19 protein-coding genes are annotated in these 24,734 nt (G+C 45.8%); 16 read left to right on the top strand and 3 right to left on the bottom strand.

The annotated features are described in order from the left end of the window. Positions 1–220 precede the first annotated feature (220 nt). From M2387_RS22265 to dinF, 3 genes are all read left to right on the top strand, one after another. Complete coding sequence (locus M2387_RS22265; protein ID WP_259052737.1) at positions 221–589, top strand: diacylglycerol kinase; 369 nt, start codon at positions 221–223, stop codon at positions 587–589. Positions 590–697: 108 nt separating this feature from the next. Next, positions 698–1,306 (top strand): transcriptional repressor LexA, encoded by a 609-nt coding sequence (gene lexA, locus M2387_RS22260; RefSeq protein WP_259052736.1) that lies wholly within the window; start codon positions 698–700, stop codon positions 1,304–1,306. A gap of 106 nt (positions 1,307–1,412) precedes the next feature. After that, positions 1,413–2,747, top strand: a complete 1,335-nt coding sequence (dinF, locus tag M2387_RS22255) for an MATE family efflux transporter DinF (protein ID WP_259052735.1) — start codon at positions 1,413–1,415, stop codon at positions 2,745–2,747. A 68-nt stretch (positions 2,748–2,815) separates the two neighbouring features. On the opposite strand, the gene zur is transcribed toward dinF, so the two are convergent. Beyond that, positions 2,816–3,328, bottom strand: a complete 513-nt coding sequence (gene zur, locus M2387_RS22250) for a zinc uptake transcriptional repressor Zur (protein WP_259052734.1) — start codon at positions 3,326–3,328, stop codon at positions 2,816–2,818. 577 nt (positions 3,329–3,905) lie between these two features. Between zur and M2387_RS22245 the strand changes: the two genes are divergently transcribed. After that, complete coding sequence (locus M2387_RS22245; protein WP_259052733.1) at positions 3,906–5,297, top strand: phosphatidylinositol-specific phospholipase C; 1,392 nt, start codon at positions 3,906–3,908, stop codon at positions 5,295–5,297. Positions 5,298–5,674: 377 nt separating this feature from the next. Next, positions 5,675–6,652 carry a tRNA dihydrouridine(20/20a) synthase DusA gene (gene dusA / locus M2387_RS22240; RefSeq protein WP_409040251.1) on the top strand — a complete coding sequence of 326 codons (978 nt, stop codon included), beginning with the start codon at positions 5,675–5,677 and terminating at the stop codon, positions 6,650–6,652. Between the two features lie 214 nt (positions 6,653–6,866). Here dusA and M2387_RS22235 read toward each other — a convergent pair whose 3' ends face one another. Beyond that, positions 6,867–7,850, bottom strand: a complete 984-nt coding sequence (locus M2387_RS22235; RefSeq protein ID WP_259052731.1) for a quinone oxidoreductase — start codon at positions 7,848–7,850, stop codon at positions 6,867–6,869. Positions 7,851–7,930: 80 nt separating this feature from the next. Between M2387_RS22235 and dnaB the strand changes: the two genes are divergently transcribed. The 5 genes from dnaB (at position 7,931) to M2387_RS22210 (ending at position 14,636) form a co-directional block, all read left to right on the top strand. After that, positions 7,931–9,337 carry a replicative DNA helicase gene (gene dnaB / locus M2387_RS22230; protein ID WP_259052730.1) on the top strand — a complete coding sequence of 469 codons (1,407 nt, stop codon included), beginning with the start codon at positions 7,931–7,933 and terminating at the stop codon, positions 9,335–9,337. A 77-nt stretch (positions 9,338–9,414) separates the two neighbouring features. Beyond that, the gene (alr, locus tag M2387_RS22225) at positions 9,415–10,494 is read left to right on the top strand and encodes an alanine racemase (protein ID WP_259052729.1); all 1,080 of its coding nucleotides are present in this window, start codon (positions 9,415–9,417) and stop codon (positions 10,492–10,494) included. A 59-nt stretch (positions 10,495–10,553) separates the two neighbouring features. Next, a complete protein-coding gene (locus tag M2387_RS22220; RefSeq protein WP_259052728.1) occupies positions 10,554–11,747 on the top strand; it encodes an amino acid aminotransferase in 1,194 nt (397 codons plus the stop codon). 292 nt (positions 11,748–12,039) lie between these two features. Next, positions 12,040–13,638, top strand: a complete 1,599-nt coding sequence (locus M2387_RS22215) for a PTS sugar transporter (protein WP_259052727.1) — start codon at positions 12,040–12,042, stop codon at positions 13,636–13,638. Positions 13,639–13,820: 182 nt separating this feature from the next. Beyond that, positions 13,821–14,636, top strand: a complete 816-nt coding sequence (locus M2387_RS22210; RefSeq protein ID WP_259052726.1) for a Cof-type HAD-IIB family hydrolase — start codon at positions 13,821–13,823, stop codon at positions 14,634–14,636. A gap of 53 nt (positions 14,637–14,689) precedes the next feature. Here the strand turns inward: M2387_RS22210 and uvrA are convergent, their stop codons facing one another. Next, on the bottom strand, positions 14,690–17,515 hold the full coding sequence (gene uvrA / locus M2387_RS22205; RefSeq protein ID WP_259052725.1) for an excinuclease ABC subunit UvrA: 2,826 nt from the start codon (positions 17,513–17,515) through the stop codon (positions 14,690–14,692). 227 nt (positions 17,516–17,742) lie between these two features. Between uvrA and ssb1 the strand changes: the two genes are divergently transcribed. The 6 genes from ssb1 (at position 17,743) to M2387_RS22175 (ending at position 24,730) form a co-directional block, all read left to right on the top strand. Further along, positions 17,743–18,276, top strand: coding sequence for a single-stranded DNA-binding protein SSB1 (ssb1, locus tag M2387_RS22200; protein ID WP_259052724.1), 534 nt, complete (start codon positions 17,743–17,745; stop codon positions 18,274–18,276). Between the two features lie 1,259 nt (positions 18,277–19,535). Beyond that, positions 19,536–20,078 (top strand): fimbrial protein, encoded by a 543-nt coding sequence (locus tag M2387_RS22195; RefSeq protein ID WP_259052723.1) that lies wholly within the window; start codon positions 19,536–19,538, stop codon positions 20,076–20,078. Positions 20,079–20,108: 30 nt separating this feature from the next. Beyond that, positions 20,109–20,648, top strand: coding sequence for a fimbrial protein (locus M2387_RS22190; protein ID WP_259052722.1), 540 nt, complete (start codon positions 20,109–20,111; stop codon positions 20,646–20,648). Positions 20,649–20,696: 48 nt separating this feature from the next. Further along, positions 20,697–23,219: an outer membrane usher protein gene (locus M2387_RS22185; protein ID WP_259052721.1), complete on the top strand. Its 2,523-nt coding sequence runs from the start codon at positions 20,697–20,699 to the stop codon at positions 23,217–23,219. Positions 23,220–23,319: 100 nt separating this feature from the next. Next, on the top strand, positions 23,320–24,081 hold the full coding sequence (locus M2387_RS22180) for a fimbria/pilus periplasmic chaperone (RefSeq protein WP_259052760.1): 762 nt from the start codon (positions 23,320–23,322) through the stop codon (positions 24,079–24,081). Between the two features lie 22 nt (positions 24,082–24,103). Further along, positions 24,104–24,730 carry a fimbrial protein gene (locus M2387_RS22175; RefSeq protein WP_259052720.1) on the top strand — a complete coding sequence of 209 codons (627 nt, stop codon included), beginning with the start codon at positions 24,104–24,106 and terminating at the stop codon, positions 24,728–24,730. The last annotated feature ends 4 nt before the right edge of the window (positions 24,731–24,734 follow it).

Genomic DNA, 24,734 nt, shown 5'->3' with positions numbered 1-24,734 from the left:
CCGGGGAATTTCTGTGGCCGGATCATTTAGAGCCTACTCTGCGCGGACAAGTAACTCGAATTATTTTCGTTACCAACGTAGAGCCTATCCCATCAGGCTATTCTATTTGCCATTTTGGCCCCGGGCAGTACTCTAAACGGGCTGCCACAATGTACGCCTGATGGGATAGGCTCTTAATCTATGAGCATTGACGCTCGGAATTTAAAAAGGTTCTCTTTTCATGGCGAGTAAGGCTACTGGTATCACACGTATCATTAAAGCAGCAGGTTATTCATGGCAAGGATTAAAAGCCGCGTGGCGCAATGAAGCTGCGTTCCGACAAGAAGGCGTGATGACGGTTATCGCTATCGCACTGGCTTGCTGGCTGGATGTCTCTCCTGTCACCCGAATTTTACTGATAGGCTCAGTTCTTTTGGTCATGATAGTTGAGATCCTTAACAGTGCTATCGAGGCCCTGGTTGACCGGGTTGGCACTGATTATCATGAACTTTCCGGGCGTGCTAAAGATATGGGTTCTGCTGCTGTATTGATAGCGCTTATTTTGGCTGCTGTCACTTGGGGAACGTTACTGTGGGCACATTTCCGATAGAGCTCTCAAAACTGCCTGAGTTGCTTGTTTTAGCTTAATTTCTGGTTTCATATTCGCCATTTGCTGTATATACTCACAGCATAACTGTATAAACACCCAGGGGGCGGAATGAAAGCACTAACTACCAGGCAGCAAGAGGTGTTTGATCTGATTCGGGATCATATAACCCAGACTGGCATGCCACCAACGCGTGCTGAAATTGCCCAGCGTCTTGGGTTTCGTTCTCCGAACGCGGCTGAAGAACACCTTAAGGCATTGGCGCGTAAAGGGGTTATCGAGATTATCTCCGGAGCATCTCGCGGTATCAGGTTATTAATTGAAGAAGAGCGGGGGCTGCCTCTGATTGGGCGCGTTGCCGCCGGAGAACCGCTGCTGGCCGAACAGCATATCGAAGGCCATTATCAGGTTGATCCTGGTCTGTTCAAACCTGGCGCTGACTTCCTGTTACGAGTAAGCGGTATGTCAATGAAAGACATCGGTATTCTGGATGGCGACTTGCTTGCCGTACATAAAACTCAGGATGTGCGTAACGGACAGGTTGTCGTCGCTCGTATCGATGACGAGGTCACAGTGAAGCGTCTGAAGAAGCAGGGCAATACTGTTCAATTATTGTCAGAAAATAGCGAGTTCCAGCCAATCGTAGTTGACTTGCGTCAGCAAAGTTTCACCATCGAAGGCCTGGCTGTTGGCGTTATTCGTAATGGTGAATGGCTGTAGTATTAATTAAGAGCATCGATTAGTAGTATCAGTTAAAGTGGTGCAGTTATGTTAACTTGCATCACTTTAATGCAATTCCCTCTCCTCATTCGACTCAGGTCCAGCTATGCGATTCTTCTCCTCTGCGGACAGTGCTTTATGGCGGCTGGCGCTGCCGATGATTTTCTCTAATATCTCTGTTCCTCTGCTTGGATTGGTAAGCATTGCCGTTATTGGTCATCTCGAAAGCCCGGTTTATCTGGGTGGGGTGGCTGTCGGTACCATGGCGACCAGTTTTCTGTTTATGCTGCTGTTATTTTTACGTATGAGTACCACCGGTATGACGGCGCAGGCCTTTGGCGCTAAAGACACCCCACGTCTCGCCCGGGCATTAGTACAGCCACTGTTGCTGGCCCTGATTGCGGGTATCGCGATAGTTATTTTCCGCACGACATTGATTGACCTGGCTCTACGTATTGTTGGCGGGAGCGAAGAGGTATTAGCTCAGGCTCGTGCTTTTCTGGAAATACGCTGGTTAAGTGCGCCTGCTTCACTGGCTAACCTGGTATTACTTGGCTGGTTGCTAGGAGTGCAGTATGCCCGTGCGCCTGTGATACTGCTGGTGGTCGGTAACGTATTAAATATTGTGCTCGATCTCTGGCTTATCATCGGTTTGCAGATGAAAGTCGAGGGTGCTGCTTTGGCAACGGTTGCGGCAGAATATGCCACTTTTATCATCGGTTTACTGATGGTGAAAAAAGTCATGGCACTGCGAGGAATAACCCTGCGGATGTTTAAAAATAGCTGGCGTGGCGATATGCGTCGCCTGCTGGCGCTCAACCGCGATATCATGCTGCGCTCATTGCTGCTGCAAATCTGTTTTGCTGGTATTACTATTTTTGGTGCCCGCCTGGGCGGCGAAATTGTTGCCGTGAATGCGGTTCTGATGACCCTGCTGACCTTCACCGCCTATGCTCTGGATGGCTTCGCTTATTCCGTTGAGGCTTACTCCGGGCAAGCTTATGGTGCACGTGATAGCAGCCATTTACGTGAGGTCTGGTATGCCTCCTGCCGACAAGCGGGATTAGTCGCTCTGGCGTTCGCGATTATCTATGCGCTGGCAGGCCAGCATATCATTGCTCTGCTGACCTCATTACCGGAAATCAGACAGCTAGCAGACCAGTATCTGCCATGGCAGATTATTTTGCCGTTGGTTGGGGTATGGTGTTATTTGCTGGACGGCATGTTTATTGGCGCAACTCGTGGTGCCGATATGCGCAACAGTATGGCTATCGCGGCATTGGGTTTCGGCCTGACGTTACTGACCTTACCCTGGCTGGGTAATCACGGTTTATGGTTGGCACTGGCCGTATTTTTATCTCTGCGTGGCCTTGCGCTGGCCTTTATCTGGCGTCGCCACTGGAAAAATAATACCTGGTTTGATGGGCTGAATCAGCACTGAGCTTAAACGGGTACATCAGTATGCCTGTGAGCCACTCACCCGGGGCAAGGATGTACCTTTATTTTCGTTTAACGCTTCTTTTTCATCAGAATCGAGTGATCGTGACCACACTGTTCGCGGTGATGGCAGGCTTCCACTTCAGCACAGTCCGCGCACAAGCCGTGGACTTCCATAATAGAGTGGTGCAGCGCAAAACCAATGCCTGACGCGAGTTTGTGCATAATATCCTCGACACCCTGCGCTGACTGTTCTTTCACGGCGCCGCATCTGTCGCAAATAAACATGGCTGAAGAGTGTGTCGGGTGGTCTATCAGGTGGCACAGCACATAGCTATTAGTTGACTCTACGCGATGAATAAAACCCTGCTCCAGCAAGAAATCCAGCGCACGATAAACGGTCGGTGGCTTGGCTTGCGGCTCGCTCACACGCAGTAAATCCAGCAGATCGTAAGCACTAATGGCTCCGCTTTGCTCTGCCAGTAAACGCAGTACTTCCAGACGTTGCGGGGTCAGGCGTACATTGCGTTGCAAACACAGCTTTTCTGCCTGCGCTAACATATTTTGAGCGGTTGTCGTATCCATCAGTCTCTCCCGATATTTGACTCAATATAGTACCATAAGGGAAAGAAAATGAAGAATTAAGCGGTATCAAGCCTGATTCGTATCTCTGGCATGTTAGCGGGGCAGCGAGTAGAAGCATCAATGCTAAGGGATATTTCTGATGAGAGGTATCAGGTGCATAACTAAAATCCTGTTAACCATGACAGAAATATTAACGCAGCTAACAATATAAAAGTAGTGGATCTTGCGGTGTTAGCCACGGAGTCAAACACGCTTGTGCATTGCAGCAGTGGAGTTGGATAAATCACAGAGTTCATCTATATTCATCAGTGGCTGAACTTTATGTCTACAAGTACTCGTATTATTTAGAGTATATTCTATAAAATTCTTTATGTCGTGAAAAGTGACATCTCTAAATTAGGAATAGTCGCAATATTATATTGATATAATACTTCTGATGTGGTTAATATAAATTTAATCGTCACCAGATTTATTATTTTATGAATGACACTATCAACATTTCCATTGAATTCTCATGGAGTCGTTGAATTTTATTTTCTACATTAAATATATTTTCCCTTAAACGAGGTGTACATATATGGCTACTATTAGAGACAACGATGTCAAATTTGTTCTACATAATGGATATACATTAATAGGAGGGTCATATGTAGTGACTGATGGGCGTGTAACAAATGGACAACCATCAGAGGTTACCAGGGGAAAAATATTAACCTGTAACTCCTCGGGTGTTTTTAGGTTCAGAGTAGGAAGAAAACACTCAGAGAGTGTAGCAAAGTGGTTTAATAATATACTGAATACTGAAAAGAATACGACTTTTGGACATGCCGCTGGATCCTTAAACTTTGCATTTATAGGTAATCTTTCATTAACGATAAAAAATAATAAAACTGGGAGTCAATATTCTGTTTTATTTGATGATGTTGTGATGGCTCAAGGGCACTCAGGCAGTTCTAATAATTGGTGGTTTGGTGGTAAGTATGCTTATTGTCTTGGTTCGAATAAGATAAGTGTAGTCGGTGTATATGGCGAGAAAGAGAAAAAAACGTTAATATGCCGACGAGGTGGCAATGGTGTGAATGTGATTGACGTCGAACATGTCTATGATCCCTCCTGGATGATGAAATTAGACAATGGTTTATATATAAGTGAAATAAACATACCTGGCACTCATGATTCTGGAACCGGTAGTTATACAGGAGCGGCCGCTCCTTGGGCAAAAACACAAAGTGTATCAATAAAACAACAGTTAGATTCTGGCATTAGATATCTGGATATCCGGTGTCGGCATATTAATAACGTGTTTACTATTCATCATGGGAATGTATACCTCGGTATTAATTTTGATAATGTTCTTGAAGACTGTACTCAATTTTTGAAGGAAAACCCTTCAGAATGTATATTTATGCAAATAAAAGAAGAACATAATCCCAAAAATAATAATCGTGGATTTCCTGAGACATTTGAAAGTTATGTCGTTCGAACGAAAAATTTCTGGGTATTAAATGAAACAGGTAAAGTTAAAAATACAATTCCATTATTGAGTGAAGTGAGAGGACGGATCTTCCTTGTGCGCAGATTTAAAACCGGGGTAAAAGAATCCATTACCCGGAGTGTTGATGTTACTCACTGGCCAGACAATAGTAAAAGATTTGAGGTCGCTTTGAATGATGATGGCAAAATTGTCATTCAGGATGAATATAAAAACTCCATATCAAATAAAATTTCTGTTTTTGGTCAATTAGCTAACGAGTCAAAGAATAAACCTAAAAAAACGTGGTTCATTAATTACTCCAGTACAACACATGGTGCCGTTTCCTTGCGTGACTTAGCGAATGGTGTAAATAAAGGCGTAATGAAAGAAGTTAATAGTGGGAAATTTTCAGGTACAGTGGTTATGGACTACCCTGAGAACCATGATGGTTTATCTGATGAAATCATTTCCCATAACCCCTTTTTGAAAGATTAATATCTGTTAATAAATAGAGAATAAGTTTGTAATCTAAACCCTGTAATTGCCTGTTTCTGTTATGTTCAAGCCCACAGCGAAGACAGGCAAGTTATAGTCGAAAAACACAAAATCCTGCCAGTCGTTTGCCCGATTCATCATATACCGGGCAAACGCGTTTGGTGTTGTTAATCAACCCCATCAACTTGGGGTAATTGAATATGTTATAGTAGGTCATGATTTGAATGCTCGCGTTCCAGTATATCATTGTGTACATCGTGTTAGTGGTGTCCTTGATGGTGTCCTGTGAAAGCGAAAAAAGTACAGAACGAGCCAAAATGCACCAAAATAAAGAAATCATCAATATCAGCAACAATGCTGATATAGCTGTAAATTCAATGCAAAACAGAGCAGGAAGGTTTTCTGTAGCCCCCATGCTCGACTGGACTGACCGCCACTGCCGTTATTTTTTACGCAAGCTGTCACGTCATACCTTGCTGTATACCGAAATGGTCACTACAGGGGCGATTATTCACGGGAAGGGCGATTATCTTGCCTACAGTGAAGAAGAGCATCCGGTAGCTTTACAGCTAGGTGGTAGCGATCCTCAGGCCCTGGCGGAATGTGCAAGGCTTGCTGAGGCTCGGGGCTATGATGAAATTAACCTCAATGTAGGTTGTCCTTCCGATCGCGTCCAGAATGGCCGTTTTGGTGCTTGCCTGATGGGTGATGCCCAACTGGTGGCTGATTGTATCAAAGCAATGCGTGATGTGGTTTCTATTCCGGTAACGGTGAAAACCCGTATTGGTATTGATGACCAGGACAGTTATGCCTTCCTGTGTGATTTTATTGAAACCGTGTCCGGAAAAGGGGAGTGTAACGAGTTTATTATTCACGCCCGAAAAGCTTGGTTATCCGGACTCAGCCCAAAAGAAAACCGTGAAATCCCGCCGCTGGACTATCCACGTGTTTATCAGTTAAAGCGTGATTTCCCGCAACTGACTTTATCTATTAACGGCGGCATTAAAACCCTCGAAGAAGCTCAAACACATTTGCAGCATCTTGATGGTGTAATGGTTGGTCGCGAAGCTTACCAGAACCCGGGTTTACTGACTAAAGTGGATCGTGAAATCTTCGGTTCGACGGAGCCAGAACCTTGTCCGTTTGCGGTGGTACGTGCGATGTATCCTTATATCGAACACGAACTGACAAAAGGGACTTACCTGGGCCATGTTACTCGTCATATGCTGGGACTGTTTCAGGGGATCCCTGGGGCGCGTCAATGGCGTCGCTATTTAAGCGAAAATGCGCATAAGGCTGGAGCAGGGGTGAGTGTTGTCGAACAGGCTCTGTCATTAGTTGAGAACAGACGATAATTTTTAAGCAAAAATGGTCAGAATGACTGCGGGACTGAGGGGCAGATCACAAGCTTGTGTTTATTCCTAATGACCGCATTTTAATTAGATTCAAAATCTGACACTATCCGTAGCGCTTAACCCATTTATCGCGCTGTACCCTACATACAGTACGAAATAAAAAAAGAAAGGGCTTCCTATGGGAAGCCCTAATTCTTTGTATTTAAAAATTAATCTACGGAATTAACAGACTGGAACCTTGCGTTGAACGGCTTTCCAGAGTCTGATGAGCCAGAACCGCATCATCTAAAGCAAACATCTGGTTTCTGGCAACATCGACATTAATTTTGCCGCTGATAATCAAAGAAAATAGCTCATTACTCGCTTCGCTAAGCTCTTCCTGAGTGGTGATATACCCATTCAGGGAAGGGCGTGTGGCATACAGCGAACCCTTCTGATTCAAAATGCCTAAATTAACCCCAGAGACCGGGCCGGATGAGTTACCAAAACTGACCATTAATCCGCGGGGTTGTAAGCAGTCCAGCGATGCCTCCCAGGTATCTTTACCCACTGAGTCATACACTACTGCGACCTTCTTACCATCATTTAACTGCTGAAGGCGCTCGGCAATATTTTCATCACGGTAATTAATGGTCTGCCATGCTCCGGCGAGTTTTGCGCGTTCCGCTTTTTCAGCAGAACCGACAGTACCAATCAGTTTTGCACCCAGCGCCTTCGCCCACTGACAGGCTATCAGCCCCACACCACCCGCCGCGGCATGGAACAGAAAAGTTTCATTAGCCTTAATGTTGTAAGTTTTACGCAGCAAATAGTAAACGGTTAACCCTTTCAGGAAAGAGGCCGCGGCTTGTTCGAAAGAAATAGCATCTGGCAGCTTTGCCGCTTTAGCAGCAGGCACATTATGTACTGTGCTATAAGCGCCTAAACCAGACTGAGCGTAGACAACCCGATCGCCGACGGCTAAATGCGTAACATTGCGGCCGATTTTGCTGACGATACCGGCAGCCTCGGTACCAAGGCCACTGGGGAGTGACGGAGGTGGATACAATCCGCTGCGAATATAAGTATCAATGTAATTGATACCAATAGCTTTATTCTCTACCTGAATCTCATTATCAGCAGGGGGATTAGGTGTAAACTCGACCGTCTGTAGTACCTCTGGCCCGCCATGCTGAGTAAACTGAATACGCTTTGCCATGGAAACTCCTTGTGTCTTCGAGGATGGAGACTGGGTTATACTTTCAACCCTTATACTATGAACCTGGTAACCCCCTCACTATGGCAGTAAAAAAACCCTTCAACAAACCTTCTGCTCCTCGCGACCATCAGGTCGAAGGCCTGAAAATGCCGCCACACTCGCTTGAGGCAGAGCAATCGGTGTTGGGTGGTTTAATGCTGGATAACGAACGCTGGGATAATGTCGCTGAGCGCGTTGTCAGCAACGATTTCTTCAGTCGACCGCACCGCACCATCTTCACCGAAATGCAGCGTTTGCTGGAAATGAGCAAACCTATCGATCTGATTACCCTGTCTGAGTCACTTGAACTCCAGGGGCATCTTGAGAGTGTCGGTGGCTTTGCCTATCTCGCAGAACTATCAAAAAATACACCCAGTGCGGCGAATATTGGTGCCTACGCCGATATTGTGCGTGAACGTGCCGTTGTCCGTGAAATGATAGCCGTAGCGAATGAAATAGCGGATGCCGGTTATGATCCTCAAGGGCGTACCAGTGAGGATCTGTTAGATCTGGCTGAATCACGCGTTTTCCAGATAGCTGAAAATCGAGCCAATAAAGATGAAGGCCCGAAAAGTATTGATCAGATCCTCGAGGCGACCGTTTCGCGGATCGAATCCCTTTATCAGACGCCACATGACGGGGTCACTGGCGTGGATACGGGTTATAACGATCTGAATAAGAAAACCGCAGGTCTGCAACGATCCGACTTAATTATCGTTGCCGCGCGTCCTTCAATGGGTAAAACCACCTTTGCGATGAACCTGTGTGAAAACGCGGCAATGTTGCAGGAAAAGCCGGTATTAATTTTCAGTCTTGAAATGCCCGGTGAGCAGTTGATGATGCGTATGCTGGCCTCGTTATCTCGCGTCGATCAGACACGTATTCGTACCGGCCAGCTGGACGACGAGGACTGGGCACGAATCTCCAGTACCATGGGAATTTTGCTTGAAAAGCGCAATATGTATATCGATGACTCTTCGGGTCTGACCCCGACGGAAGTCCGTTCGCGTGCTCGTCGTGTTTATCGTGAACACGAAGGGCTGAGCCTTATCATGATCGATTACTTGCAATTAATGCGTGTTCCATCGCTGTCTGATAACCGTACCTTAGAAATTGCCGAAATCTCTCGCTCTCTTAAAGCGCTGGCCAAAGAACTACAGGTTCCGGTAGTTGCTCTTTCCCAGCTTAACCGCTCTCTGGAACAACGTGCTGATAAACGCCCGGTAAACTCAGATTTGCGTGAATCTGGCTCGATTGAGCAGGATGCTGACCTTATCATGTTTATTTATCGTGATGAGGTGTATCACGAAAACAGCGATCTGAAAGGTATCGCGGAAATCATTATCGGTAAGCAACGTAACGGCCCTATCGGCTCGGTACGTCTGACCTTTAACGGTCAGTGGTCGCGATTTGATAACTATGCCGGGCCACAATACGACGAAGAATAGTTTTCTGACCCTTTGCACAGGTTATCGCCTGACCTGTGCCGGGGAGGTGTTTAACCTATTTTAAGCAAGGAAGGGATATGAAATCGGCCACTGTTGTGGTTAATCGCCGCGCTTTGCGACACAATTTACAGCGTTTACGTGAACTGGCACCCACGAGCAATATCGTTGCCGTCGTAAAAGCCAATGCTTATGGGCATGGTTTACTGGAAAGTGCTCTGACGCTTACTGGCGCCGATGCTTTCGGTGTGGCACGTTTTGAAGAGGCATTGCGTCTGCGAGCTGGGGGAATCACTAAACCCATCCTGTTGCTGGAAGGATTTTTTAAGCCTGATGATTTACCCACTATTGCCTCTCAAAATTTTCATACTGCGATTCACAGTATTCAGCAGCTCGAAGCCCTGGAACAGGCAACGCTGAAACAGCCCGTTACGGTCTGGATGAAGCTTGATACGGGTATGCATCGCCTGGGTGTCAGGCCTGAAGAGGCTGAGGCTTTTTATCAGCGCCTCACGCAGTGTAAAAATGTCTGCCAGCCGGTGAATATCATGAGCCATTTTGCCCGGGCTGATGAACTGGAATCCGATGCTACCTCAGGCCAGATGTCTGTTTTTAACCATTTCACTGCGAATAAGCCTGGAAAGCTATCGATTGCTGCTTCCAATGGCATTCTCTTCTGGCCTGAATCTCATTTCGACTGGATACGTCCGGGCATTATTCTCTATGGCATCTCGCCGCTGGAAAATAAGCCCTGGGCTGATGAGCTCGGGTTCCAGCCGGTGATGACTCTGCGTTCTAACCTGATTGCTGTTCGTGAGCATAAAAAAGGTGAACCTGTGGGCTACGGCGGTACCTGGACTGCAGAACGCGATACCTGTCTTGGCGTGGTGGCCATGGGATACGGTGATGGCTATCCTCGTTGTGCACCTTCGGGTACCCCTGTGCTGGTGAACGGGCGTGAAGTCCCTATTGTCGGTCGTGTCTCAATGGATATGATTTCCGTTGATTTAGGGCCAGAATCTTCGGATAAGCCCGGTGATAGCGTGGTGATGTGGGGAGATAACTTACCCGTCGAACGTATTGCTGAAATCACCAAGGTGAGTGCTTACGAACTTGTCACAAGACTGACATCACGAGCGGTGATGGAGTATCTGGACTGATTGTCCCCGCCTGGTTTACAGTGGTGATGCACACGACTGTAAACCAGGAGAACCCCAAAGTGTTTCAAAAAGTTGACGCCTATGCAGGCGACCCCATCCTGTCGTTGATGGAACGTTTCAAAGTGGACCCGCGTTCGGACAAGGTAAACCTGAGCATTGGTCTCTATTACGACGCCCAGGGGACTATTCCTCAGCTTCAGGCTGTTGCGAGCGCTGAAGAAAAACTCAATGCCGCACCTCACGGGGCTTCTCTTTATCTGCCGATGGAAGGTTTAAGCGGCTATCGTTCAGCCATTGCTCCGTTATTATTTGGCACCGATAGCCAGGCTTTACGTGAAGGTCGTATCGCGACCATTCAGACTCTGGGCGGTTCGGGTGCCTTGAAAGTGGGCGCTGACTTTCTGAAAACCTATTTCCCTGATTCACAAGTCTGGGTTAGCGACCCGACCTGGGAAAACCATATCGCGATTTTCTCCGGAGCCGGTTTTACCGTAAATACTTATCCGTGGTTTGATGATGAGAGCCGTGGCGTTCGTTTCGATGCCCTGCTGGAAACGCTGAGTAGCTTACCAGAGCAAAGTATTGTCTTGCTGCACCCTTGCTGCCATAACCCGACCGGTGCTGACCTGACTAACAGTCAGTGGGATGCGGTGATTGAGGTTCTGAAAGCGCGCAATGTGATTCCTTTCCTTGATATTGCCTATCAGGGATTCGGTGCGGGTATGGAACAAGATGCCTATGCGATACGGGCTATCGCAGATGCTGGCTTGCCGGCCTTGGTCAGCAACTCATTTTCTAAAATATTCTCTTTGTACGGTGAGCGTGTTGGCGGTTTATCTGTGGTCTGTGATGATACCGATGCAGCAGCGCGTGTTCTCGGGCAACTGAAAGCGGCGGTACGTCGTAATTACTCAAGTCCACCAAACTTTGGTGCACAAGTTGTGGCAACCGTACTCAATGACGAGCAACTGACTACCAGCTGGCTGGCTGAAGTCGAGCAGATGCGTGTGCGTATTCTGGAAATGCGTCAGGTACTGGTTGAAGTACTGAAAGCAGAAATCCCCGATCGTAACTTCGATTACCTGCTGCAACAGCGCGGTATGTTCAGCTATACCGGATTAAGCGCCGCACAGGTAGACAGACTACGTGAAGAGTTTGGCGTCTATCTGATTGCCAGCGGTCGTATGTGCGTTGCGGGACTTAATCACAATAATGTACAGCGCGTGGCACAGGCATTTGCTGCGGTAATGTAAGCGTGACGGATAAGCTCTTATTACTGTAGTAACAAGGGCTTATTATCTCTGACTAACATCTGCAATTATTTACCTTTATTTATCAGCCAGCATTAGTGTTAATGATGTTGTCCTGGCATTGTTAATGATTATTAATAACTGATTCCCTTATTTAATCATCGTGTTATATCCTCGTTACTCATTTTAATTTATCCATACAATTAATGTCTTTTTGTCGGTTTTTTTTGTCTGATTTTCATGCCTTTACAAAATAAAGACCTGCTCAAAAGAACATCTTATCTAAGAGAACGATATGAAAAAAATTGCCATTATCGGGAGCAGTGGAGGGAATCTTTATAATCTCGGCGGATCCTTTCCAGAAAAATTACTGGCAGAAATTTATGTTCAGTGTGATGCCGCAGGTTTTGAGGTAGCGGCGGTACAATTTATTGCTGCGAGAGCCTCCATGGACGGCGTAAAACTGACGACGCCTGCCAGCCTTTATAGTCTGCCGGACGGTAATGGAACAGCACCAAAACGTACCTTTGAGGGGGCGCTGTCGGCTGTCAATGACGCGGCTAAAGAGATCGATGCTCGTATTGCTAAAGAAATCCGTGATGGCAATATTGATGGTTTAATCGTGATGAGTGCCGACCCCGTCAATGCTAACCAGCAAGTCTTTAAAGCAGCAGCCGAAACCCAGTTACCCGTAGTCGGTACCGGCGGGACATCAATGGCGCTGATAGCCGCTTCTGGCGCAAAAGTGATTGCAACCTCAGGAACAACAGGCACCACGAACCGAACCCGTGCTGTTTCTTTTGTTGCCTCACTGGCGAAGCACTGGGGCATTAAATATCGGCCTAATCTGTCCGGAGATATGTCGGGTAGCCAGCGCTCAAATAAGAGCCTGATGCAGCGCTGTAATATCCGCGGCATTATGATCCCTGCTTTACCGGGTTTTATTGCCATGGCGATAGTACTGGCTGCCAGCCATATTCCCGGGTTTGAAAAACTCAAAGATGTCTTTGAAATTATGCTTAAAGCACTACCGGTACTGGTCGCTGTGCTGGCTGCAAAACAGGTTTCTGAGTTAGATGAAGTCTCGATAGTCTCCGGAATTATTGCTGGGGTGCTCTCCGTTGAAGGCGGCGTTATTGGCGGGATTGTCGGTGGTTTACTGGCGGGTATCTTTGTCCGTTATTTGTTTGAACTCTGTCTGAGCTGGCGCTTTCCGACCACCACAGTCAATATTGTTGCCGGAGGAATATCGGGTCTGGCCGCGGGTTTAATTATGTTTTATCTGCTCAGCCCGCTGGCGTTAATCGTCGGGGATTATATCAAAGACGCTCTGGCTGCTACCCTGGCGTATAGCCCGATTCTTGCAGGTCTGCTGGCAGGACTGGTTATCTGGCCAGCTATTCTGGCGGGTGTCTATCATGCCGTTATTCTGCCACTGGTACTGCTGGAGATGGAAAAAACCGGCGTCAGCTTCCTGGGGGCGGTCGATATGGTCGGACTGGTGATGGTTGCCGCAGGTATTAACCTCGCCAATGTCATTGCTCCGCGTGATAAAAGTGAAGCTGCCGTTGCGACGCCAGGGCTGCTGATTAACCTCGGTTTTGGTACCTTTGTTGAGTCTGCTTATCCGTTTATGTTTGCCAATAAAGTGGTATTTATGGCGGCCATTCTGTTCTCAGGGCTGGGAGGCATGATGCTGGGCTATTTTAACGTCATGGGTATTGCTTACGTTCCGGCTTTTGTCTCACCCTTTATGTCCAATGAAACGATGTATATGGCGATTATCATGACTGTCGTGATGGTACTGACCTGTATTACCACCCTGGTGGCCAACAGATTTAAAGCTATCGTGAAGCAAGAACAGCCTGCGGCAGTTGCTGAATCTGTAAAATAATAAGTTATGTTATTAAAATACGAAGCTGACAATAGTCAGCTTCGCTATCTCTGCAATCTGCGTTAATATTATTCTGATTACGAATAATACTCCCGATATTTGAATTTCAGTTACAGTCATAAAATTTGTACGGTTATTTTACTCTCTTAGTGGGGATATTCCCCCGATTGGAAATCAATACCATGAAATTATTAGCTATAGATATGGACGGGACACTGCTCAATTCAGCAGGGCAGATCAGCGAGGAAAATCGCCAGTCACTGGCTGATTTTATTAACCATAGCGGCGGTCAGATTATTGTGTGTTCTGCCCGCCCGCTGGTGTCATTATTGAAACTACTGGAACAGCAGCAAGTGCTCTCTCTGGTGCGTTATGTGGCTGGCTTTAATGGTAGTCAGGTATTTGACACTGTAGAGAATACCATTTTGTTTGAAGGGCTTATGAACAGTATGGATATGCGAGATATTAATAGCGCTGTCGGTCTGTATAAGTACCCTCACCACTTTTTTACTGCCACTGAGCTTATCTACCCGGCTCATAAACCGCTTTCCTCTTTTACTGAATATGAAGCAGAAGTATTTGGTTTACCTTTACAGCAATCGACCCAGGCGGAAATCTATCAAGCCTCTGATATTTGTAAAATTACTGTCTGTGGCGATAAAGAGAGTATCTTACAATATCAACAGAGTCTGTCTGAAGATATGCCAGCCGGTTTTAGTAGCATGGCTACCGGCGAAAACTATATTGATATTCAGCCAGTAGGAATTGATAAAGGCCATGCGGTAGCCTTTATTAAGAAACGTCTCAATCTTTCCGAGCAGGATATTATTGCGATTGGCGACCAGCATAATGATTTGCCAATGTTTAATATTGCAGGTATTAAAATTGCCATGGGAAATGCTGTGGAACGCCTGAAAAAAGCGGCGACTTTTGTCTCCAGCGATAATAATCAACATGGTGTTGCTGTTGCCGTTAACTGGGCTCTCTCACGAGCGTAGAAGGGCGGTTAATGGTCCCTTACTGCCGGAATCGACAGTAAGGGACAGATGAATCAGGTAAGTAATGGTTTCAGGAAACGTGCTGTATGCGAGGCTTCGCACTCGGCAACGGTTTCTGGGGTACCAGAGACGAGGATTTCACCGCCGCCACTTCCGCCTTCAGGGCCGAGGTCGACAATCCAGTCTGCGGTTTTAATCACATCCAGATTATGCTCAATCACCACGATGGTATTACCCTGATCGCGCAGCTGATGCAGCACTTCCAGAAGTTGCTGGATATCGGCAAAGTGCAGACCCGTCGTTGGCTCATCAAGGATATACAGCGTCTGTCCGGTACCGCGCTTAGAAAGCTCACGCGCCAGTTTCACCCGCTGGGCTTCACCGCCTGACAGAGTTGTGGCTGATTGCCCCAGACGAATATAAGACAGGCCGACATCAATCAGAGTCTGTAGCTTACGCGCCAGTGCCGGAACGGCATCAAAAAATGCTCTCGCATCTTCAATGGTCATATCCAGTACTTCGTGGATACTCTTGCCTTTATATTTAATTTCCAGCGTTTCACGGTTATAGCGCTTACCTCGACACTGGTCGCAAGGGACATAGATATCGGGCAAGAAGTGCATTTCGACTTTGATAACGCCATCACCCTGGCAAGCTTCGCAGCGTCCGCCACGGACGTTAAAACTAAAGCGGCCTGGGGTGTAACCGCGGGCACGTGATTCCGGAACGCCAGCAAACAGTTCACGTACTGGCGTAAAGACGCCGGTATAGGTTGCCGGGTTAGAACGCGGCGTACGACCTATCGGGCTCTGATCAATATCAATGACTTTATCGAAGTGTTCCAGCCCCTGGATATCCCGATAAGGAGCAGGCTCGATAATCGTTGCTCCGTTTAACTGACGCTGGGCAAGCGGGAACAGCGTGTCGTTAATAAGCGTCGACTTCCCTGAACCAGACACACCTGTCACACAGGTAAACAGCCCCACGGGTAGAGTCAGGGTAACGTCTTTAAGGTTATTACCTTTAGCGCCAATCAGTTTCAGGACCTTCTGCGGATCGGCACTGACACGTTGTTTCGGTACCTCAATCTGGCGTTTACCACTCAGATACTGACCGGTCAGTGACTCAGGTACCGCCATAATATCGGTCATGGTCCCTTCAGCAACCACCTGGCCACCATGAACCCCGGCTCCCGGGCCGATATCAATAATATGGTCTGCGGCACGAATCGCATCTTCGTCATGCTCAACCACAATCACCGTATTACCGAGATTACGCAGATGGATCAGCGTTTCCAGCAAACGTTCATTATCACGCTGATGCAGCCCGATAGAAGGTTCATCCAGAACATACATCACGCCGACTAACCCGGCACCAATCTGGCTGGCCAGACGGATACGCTGAGCTTCTCCCCCGGAAAGGGTTTCTGCCGAACGGGAAAGCGACAGATAATTCAGGCCGACATTGACTAAGAACCGCAGGCGATCGCCAATCTCTTTCATGACTTTTTCAGCAATCTGAGCACGCTGACCGCTGAGTTTCATGTTCTGGAAGAATTCCATCGCATGGCCGATGCTCATATCGGAAATGGTCGGCAGCGCCGTATTCTCGATAAATACATGGCGAGCTTCGCGACGCAGTCGTGTACCACCGCAGCTGTTACAAGGGCGGCTGCTGATGTATTTCGCCAGTTCCTCACGTACCGCCGAAGATTCTGTCTCTTTATAGCGGCGTTCCATATTATTTAAAACGCCTTCAAACGGATGGCGGCGTACAGAAGTATCGCCGCGATCGTTCATATAGTTAAATTCTATGGTCTCTTTACCTGACCCATGCAACACCACCTGCTTCACGGAGTTGCTCAGTTCATTCCATGGCGTTTCAACATCAAACTTATAGTGGTCTGCCAGGGAACGTAACATGGTGAAGTAGTAGAAGTTGCGACGATCCCAACCACGGATCGCTCCTCCGGCCAGTGACAGCTCGGTATTCTGCACCACTCTGTCAGGGTCGAAATACTGTTGCACGCCCAGGCCATCACAGGTCGGGCAGGCTCCGGCCGGGTTATTAAAGGAAAACAGACGCGGTTCTAACTCACGCATGCTGTAGCCGCAAACCGGGCAGGCAAAATTCGCAGAAAACAGCATTTCTTCCGCCTGAGCATCATCCATATCGGCGACAATTGCCGAGCCGCCAGACAATTCCAGCGCGGTTTCAAATGACTCAGCCAGACGCTGGCTAATATCTTCCCGGACTTTAAAGCGGTCCACTACCACTTCTATCGTGTGCTTTTTCTGTAATTCCAGTTTAGGGGGATCGGACAGATCGCAGACTTCACCATCAATACGTGCCCGGATATAGCCCTGGCCCGCCAGGTTTTCCAGGGTCTTGGTATGCTCGCCTTTACGATCTTTAATAATCGGCGCGAGTAACATTAAACGACGACCTTCAGGCTGTGCCAGGACGTTATCAACCATCTGACTGACGGTTTGTGCTGCCAGCGGAATATCGTGATCCGGGCAACGTGGCTCGCCAACACGGGCATACAGCAGACGCAGATAATCGTGCACTTCTGTAATAGTGCCCACGGTAGAACGCGGGTTATGGGACGTCGATTTTTGTTCAATCGAAATGGCCGGTGACAGACCTTCTATATGGTCGACATCCGGCTTTTCCATCAGCGACAGAAACTGACGCGCATAAGCAGAAAGAGACTCAACGTAACGACGCTGGCCTTCAGCATAAAGCGTATCGAATGCCAGTGATGATTTACCCGAACCCGAAAGCCCCGTGATAACGATAAGTTTGTCACGCGGGATGACGAGGTTGATATTTTTGAGATTATGGGTGCGGGCGCCCCGAACTTCTATCTTATCCATTCACTTTTCCCGAACGACAATGATGTGTGGCTGGTGCCGATTGCACCACCGAAGGCCTTAATAATTCATTATGGCATAATAAAAGCTGAATGAATATCCAGTGGTTTGATGAAATAATGTATCGTCAGGACAATTGCTGGAATGCTGCTCTCAGCTATAAACATCGGCGGTAGCATGATAGAATTGATCGTTTAGACTATTTATTACATGTTCCAGGAGATACGAATATGGCCAGCAGAGGCGTAAACAAAGTGATTCTCGTCGGGAATCTTGGTCAGGATCCAGAAGTACGCTATATGCCAAATGGTGGTGCTGTTGCTAACATCACTCTGGCCACTTCAGAGTCCTGGCGTGACAAGCAAACCGGCGAAACCAAAGAAAAAACAGAATGGCACCGCGTTGTACTGTTCGGCAAGCTTGCCGAAGTCGCGGGTGAGTATCTGCGTAAGGGTTCCCAGGTCTATATAGAAGGTGCTCTGCAAACCCGTAAATGGACCGATCAGGCCGGTGTAGAAAAATACACTACCGAAGTCGTGGTTAACGTTGGTGGTACCATGCAAATGCTGGGTGGCCGTCAGGGCGGTGGAGCTCCTGCTGGTGGCGGTAACGCAGGCCAGCAACAAGGTAGCTGGGGTCAGCCACAGCAGCCACAGGCAAGCAATCAGTTCAGCGGCGGTGCGCAATCTCGCCCACAGCAGAATGCAGCGCCTGCACCGTCTAATGAACCGCCAATGGATTTTGACGACGATATTCCGTTCTAAAAACTACCATAGACTTTTTTATAAAGTTTTAACTGCAAGCCCCGGTGCGTAAGCATCGGGGCTTTTTCTTTGTGTGCGCCTTGATGACCGCTATTTATTAGGACGGAATGTCAGAAGTCAGCTGGCGTCGTAGTAGTGATCGCTCATCTGGATCATGAGGGGCTGAATATATTAACCATATTTATATTGTGGTTAATTGATATTGATTAATGAGGTATAAGGGCAAACTATTGTCGCCACCTTGAGGCCGAAAGCATCAACAGCAATAAAGAGAGGACTCGATTGCATACGCGTTGGTAAAAGCTACCTGTACTGGTTAACTGGTGAGAACAAACCCATATAAAGAGATAAATCCCACCGCGAAAGGATAAATCCTAATATAAAAAGATAAATCCCAATACAAAGAGAATCATCCTAATTATGAAGAGATAAATCCCCCTAATTTTTATCGTTTACCTCAAATGCTAAATAATTTAGTAAGTTATCTATATGGAGTGGTATTCATATAGCCACGTAGTCTATTTGGAGGAAAGTGCAAGTAACATTGTGGAATAATTTTGATAAGAAACATATTTAATCTAATCTCTTTATTGTTGTAGGTCTTTAATAAAAATGAATAAGAAACGTCCTAATGGATATTAAATAATTAATCATTGATTCAACAGGTTTTTTTGTTTTTATTGGGTGATTTTTAGTCGGTTTTTAGATAAAAGTATAGAAATGTTTTTTGACAAAAAAAAATCATCGTCTAATCTTACCTTCATAGAGTTAATAAATAATCACAAGGTTAAATAAATTAATTAAATTGGATCTTTTTTATTACAATCACGTAATTTATGTGAATAGTAACTGTGGTTATTGGTTATTAAGATCACTTATTATTATATTTACGTGACGTTACTAATAATATTCCTATGTTAATTAACGAATAGTGTATGGAAGTGTCAAATTGTTTTGAATAATTAGAAAATTGTTGCTCTCAGCGGAAATGATGTTTAACCTATTAATCATTCGCTGAGTTGCTAAATATAATTAATTTGAAATTGTACTGCCTCAAAATATCCTTTGGGGGATTTATGATGCAATTAATTCGTGCGTATTAATTTTCTTGTTTATTAAATGAGAATAAATATCAGTACGTAAAGCAGTAACTGAGTATGAAGATATAGTCAATCAACATGTCTTATAGCAACTGAAGTGAAGTAAGACTAGCAGCATAAACTTTTAACAAACAAATTTATTCTATATAGAGGCGGATCATGAAAAAGATTATATTAGCAGTATTAGTTTCTGGCGTTATGAGTGCATCAGTATTTGCTGCAGATAGCCAGGGTGATGGTACTGTAACATTTGAAGGTTCAATTATTTCAGCCGCTTGTGGTATTGCGCCTGAATCTGTTGATCAGACCGTTAATCTTGGCCAGGTTACTACCAAACAATTAGCAAGTGGTGGTACATCTCGTCCAGTTCCTTTCACTATTGAATTAGTGGATTGTGAAATGACTGATACCACTGTAGATCCTACCGCTAAAAACCTCGCTAAAGTTACATTCACTGGCGGTATCAGCAATGAAGTTCCTAATACTCTGGCAATTCAAGGTGCAGCAGCTGGTGCTGGTGTTGTGATTATTGGTCTGAATGGCCAGCCAGTTACCCTTGATGGCTCATCATCTACAGATATCAATTTCCAGAATGGTGATAACTCCCTGCTGTTCTCTGCCTACTTACAAGGTGCTGCAGCGGGTACTGCAACTCCGGGTGCATTTACCGCACTGGCTAACTTCACCATGGATTACGAATAAGAATTCGTAAATAATAAGAGGGATAATAAAGTGGGAATTAATACCTTAAGTAAAGGGATGCTTTTTCTTTCCTTATTTATTGTCCTTCCTATTGCTAAAGCAGCAGCACCGGCTGGTTCGGGCACCGTAACGATGAACGGTGAAATCACCGATGCTGCTTGCAATATTGCGATGGAATCGCAAGATCAGGTTATTAACATGGGTGCGATCCCTTTAGCTGTAATTAATCAGCTGGGTGGGGGACCTACTCGCGATGTTGATATTTTTTTGGTTGATTGTGAATTAGTTAAAGACAGCGATCCATCAAAAACGTGGAAAACATTACAAATGACTTTCGATGGCCCATCTAAAGATGGGTTATTTGAGGTTATGGGCGAGGCAAGGGGTGTTGCGTTGTATATGCAGGATGAAAATCAGAAACAGGTTGTACCTGGTGAAGCATTACCGGAACAAGAGATTACGCCTCCTACCATGCGTTTGAGCTATAAACTTCGATTAGTCTCAGATAATAGTCCATTACGAGCCGGGGCTTATCAAAGTATTATTCGCTTTAAAGTAGATTATTACTGATATGTTATTAACCCTTGTTATTCTTAAACATTATTAGGGATATTTTTTATGTCTTTACATATCAAGTCGAATTTTTTATTGAGGAGGAGTGCATTTTCAGTAATGCTGGCTTTATTGTCCCTTAATAGTGCTTGGGCATATAATCCATCCGATACAATTGAATTTAATACTGATGTGTTAGATGTTAAAGACAAGGAAAATATTAACCTCGATCATTTTTCTCGTGCTGGCTATATCATGCCTGGCACCTATCTATTAGAATTAAAAGTTAATAGCGATAATTTAAAAGAAGAATCAATAACTTATTATACTCCGCCGGATGATCCTAAGGGCAGTATGGCCTGTTTATCACCGGAACTTGTTGATCTGTTTGGTTTAACCAGCACTGCGCTGAAGTCTCTTACGTGGTGGCATGATGGCCAGTGTCTTGATCCTGCCAGCCTCAATGGATTACAAATACGGGGCGATCTGGCAACATCTTCCTTATATATCAGTATTCCTCAGGCATACTTAGAATACACGGCGCCTAACTGGGATCCCCCTTCTCGCTGGGATGAGGGTGTGCCTGCCTTTATTACTGATTATAGCATTAACGCTAATGCTAACCGTTCTCATAGAACGGGTGGCAGCAATAGTTATTCATTGAATGGCAACGGTATTACCGGTGCCAATATAGGCGCATGGCGTATTCGTGCCGACTGGCAAAGTCGTTTAAACCACATGACGGGTTCCGATGAGCCGACCAATAAAGATTTCCAGTGGAGTCGATTTTATGCCTACAGAGCATTATCGAGCCTCTCTGCGAAATTAGTCATGGGTGAAGATTATCTGGTATCTAATCTTTTTGACTCATTTCGTTTTATTGGGGCAAGTCTTCGTTCTGATATTAATATGCTTCCGCCCAATATCCGTGGCTATGCGCCTGAGATAACCGGTATAGCACAGTCGAATGCGACAGTGACCATCAGTCAGCAGGGCCGTGTTATCTATACTGAACAGGTTGCTCCTGGGCCGTTCCGTATTCAAAACTTAAGTGATGCGGTAAGCGGTAAGTTAGATGTCAAAATTGAAGAACAAAATGGATCTGTACAAGAATATCAGGTTGATACCGCAAACCTCCCGTATCTGACACGACCAGGACAAATCCAGTACAAGTTATCACTGGGTAAACCGTCAGATATTGATCGTCATAGTGAAGGTGATAATTTTGCCTCAGGTGAATTTTCCTGGGGGATCAGCAATGGCTGGTCAATGTTTGGCGGTAGCTTAAACAGTAAAAATTATAACGCTTTCTCGATTGGTATTGGCCGTGATTTATTAATGTTTGGTGCTATCTCTGTCGATGTCACGCAGTCATTCGCTCGTTTGGCAGGACAGGAGATGCTCAAAGGTGGATCTTACCGCTTAAGCTACGCCAAACGATTTGATTCTATTGACAGTCAAATTCAGTTCGCTGGTTATCGTTTCTCTGAACGTGACTTTATGAGCATGTCAGATTTTCTGTTGGCTAGAAATACCGGTGCACGTTATGGCAGTAACAAAGAACTTTATACGATTTCACTGACCAAGAATTTCCGTGATCTTGGTGTATCGGCATCCCTTAACTATAACCATCAAACATATTGGGATATGCCAGATAATAACTATTACAGCTTGTCCCTGTCTCGTTATATGGACATTGGGCCAATCAAAAATGTTAGCGTCAATTTGTCCGCAAACCGCAGTATGTACAATGGCGTGAAAGACGATAGTTTATATCTTTCTACTTCACTTCCATTAAGTAATGGTGCCAACTTAGGTTATTCACTGAACAGCACTCGTTACGATACGACAAATCGTGTCACCTATCATGACCGGGTGAATGATCGTACCAGCTATCAGTTAGGTGCTGGAACCGGCCGACAAGGTGGATCGGGGACGGCATTTATTACCTACCAGGGTGATATTGCGCGTTTAACGGCGAATGGCAGTTATCAGCATAACCAATACAGTGCCTATGGACTGTCAGCCTCAGGTGGGTTAACCGTTACTCCGGAAGGTGGTGGATTCCATAGAATGAACAGCATGGGGGGAACCCGTATGCTGGTTGATACTGAAGGTGTGGCGAACGTACCGATTAAAGGATTCGGGGCTGCTGTTGAATCCAATAGATTTGGTAAAGCGGTTGTGGGTGATGTCAGTAGCTATTATAGAAGTAAGGCGCAAATTGATCTGAATGCCTTACCTGATGATGTTGATGCCCAGCAGTCTGTTGTTCAGGCAACTCTAACAGAGGGGGCTGTGGGCTATCGTCAATTCAAGGTTCTTGCAGGTCAAAAAGCTATGGCTGTTCTGCGTCTTGTAGACGGTAAAAAACCGCCATTTGGCGCTCAGATAGTAAATAGCAAAGGTCAGGGAACTGGCTTGGTCGGAGATGACGGCAGCGCTTATATTTCCGGCATTCGTGCAGGTGAGGTTATGTTGGTTAAGTGGGGTGAAGATAACGCCTGCCAGATTAATTTCCCGGAAAAACTGATGGATTTGAACGATACATTACTGCTCCCTTGCGAATCTGTGACTAAGCCTTTGTAGGCAAATTAAATACTCTTTCTGGAGAAAGGAACTATATTTTATGAGGCAGATAAAACTCCAGAAATCGAACCGCTCCTTGCAGAGTGATAAAGGTTAAATGATGAAAAAACATAAGCATAACTATTTAATAATGAGTTTGTTAACCGGTGGGATGTTATTAAGCCAGGTCGCGCAGGGTGCAATCGCACTTGACAGAACTCGCGTTATATTTGATGGCGATCAGAAATCTATCACCTTAAATATTTCTAATAATAATAAACAGTTACCTTATCTGGCCCAAGGCTGGCTTGAAAATTCGAAGGGTGACAAAATCAACTCGCCACTGGTCGTACTGCCGCCGATGCAGCGTGTAGAGCCGGGCGCTGCCAGCCAGATAAAAATAGAGGCATTACCGGCTATCAGCCAGTTACCACAAGATAAAGAAAGTCTGTTCTATTTTAACTTGCGTGAAGTACCACCGAAAAGTGATAAGCCAAACACCTTACAAATCGCGTTACAGACACGTGTGAAACTGTTCTATCGCCCTAAAGCAATTAAGCTCGATAGAATGGCAACACCTATTCAGGACAAATTAACCCTGAATAAAAGTGGCGACAAAATGATGGTTAAAAACCCTACGCCATACTATGTGACAATTATAAATGCGACCGAAAACGATAAACCTGCAACCCTAAAAGCGAAAGATTTTACACCGGTGATGATTGCGCCTTTTGGTGAAGCATCTTTAGGTGTTAAGCCGTCAGAGCTGGGTAATCGTCCTGTTTTAACTTACATCAATGATTACGGTGGCCGACCAATGCTGACATTCCAGTGTCAGAGTAATGAATGTAAGGTCGTTGAAAATAGCGCAACTAAGAAATAATAATTATCAGGAGGAAGGGCAAATGCTCAATAAAAAAATGCTGTGTTATTGGCAGGCCCTTTTACTGGGCAGTACATTGGTATGCAGCTTGAATGTTACTGCGACAGATGAGAATAGCCGTCTCTACCGTCCTGTTGATAACTGGAATGTCGATGGTGCCAATGGCGTACTCTACGTTTCAGGTTCTCTGACTGAGAGCCCTTGCCGGTTATCGATGACTTCAGCCTATCAGGCGGTTGATTTAGGTAATACCGAGACGGCGAATCTTCCTCGTGTTGGTTCCAAGGGACAGCCGATCCCTTTCCAGATAGAACTGCAAGATTGTATGCAAATGCAAAGCAATTTAAAAAACCTGCAGACAGGACAAGTGGCATGGAGCCCAACTCAGCCCGCAGTTAAAATACGTTTTGTTGCTCCTTCAGTACCCTTTATGCCGCAGTTTGCCAGGGTTATGGGGGTTCAAGGTTTGGGGCTGGAACTCAGTACTGGTCAGGGGCAGCCACTGACATTAGATAAAGAAAGTAATCCACTGCTGATTGATTCCGGGCAGAATGTATTAACTTATTATGTCACCCCTGTACGTACCGCAGAAATTATGCAGCCAGGCGCTTATTCTGCCCTCATTTCATTTGAAATGTTGTACGAATAAGAGG

The organism is Klebsiella sp. BIGb0407, from assembly GCF_024807845.1.
Classification (GTDB): domain Bacteria; phylum Pseudomonadota; class Gammaproteobacteria; order Enterobacterales; family Enterobacteriaceae; genus JGM124.
The sequence above is the reverse complement of the archived record's forward strand: the minus strand, read 5'-3'. Positions and strand labels throughout refer to the sequence as shown.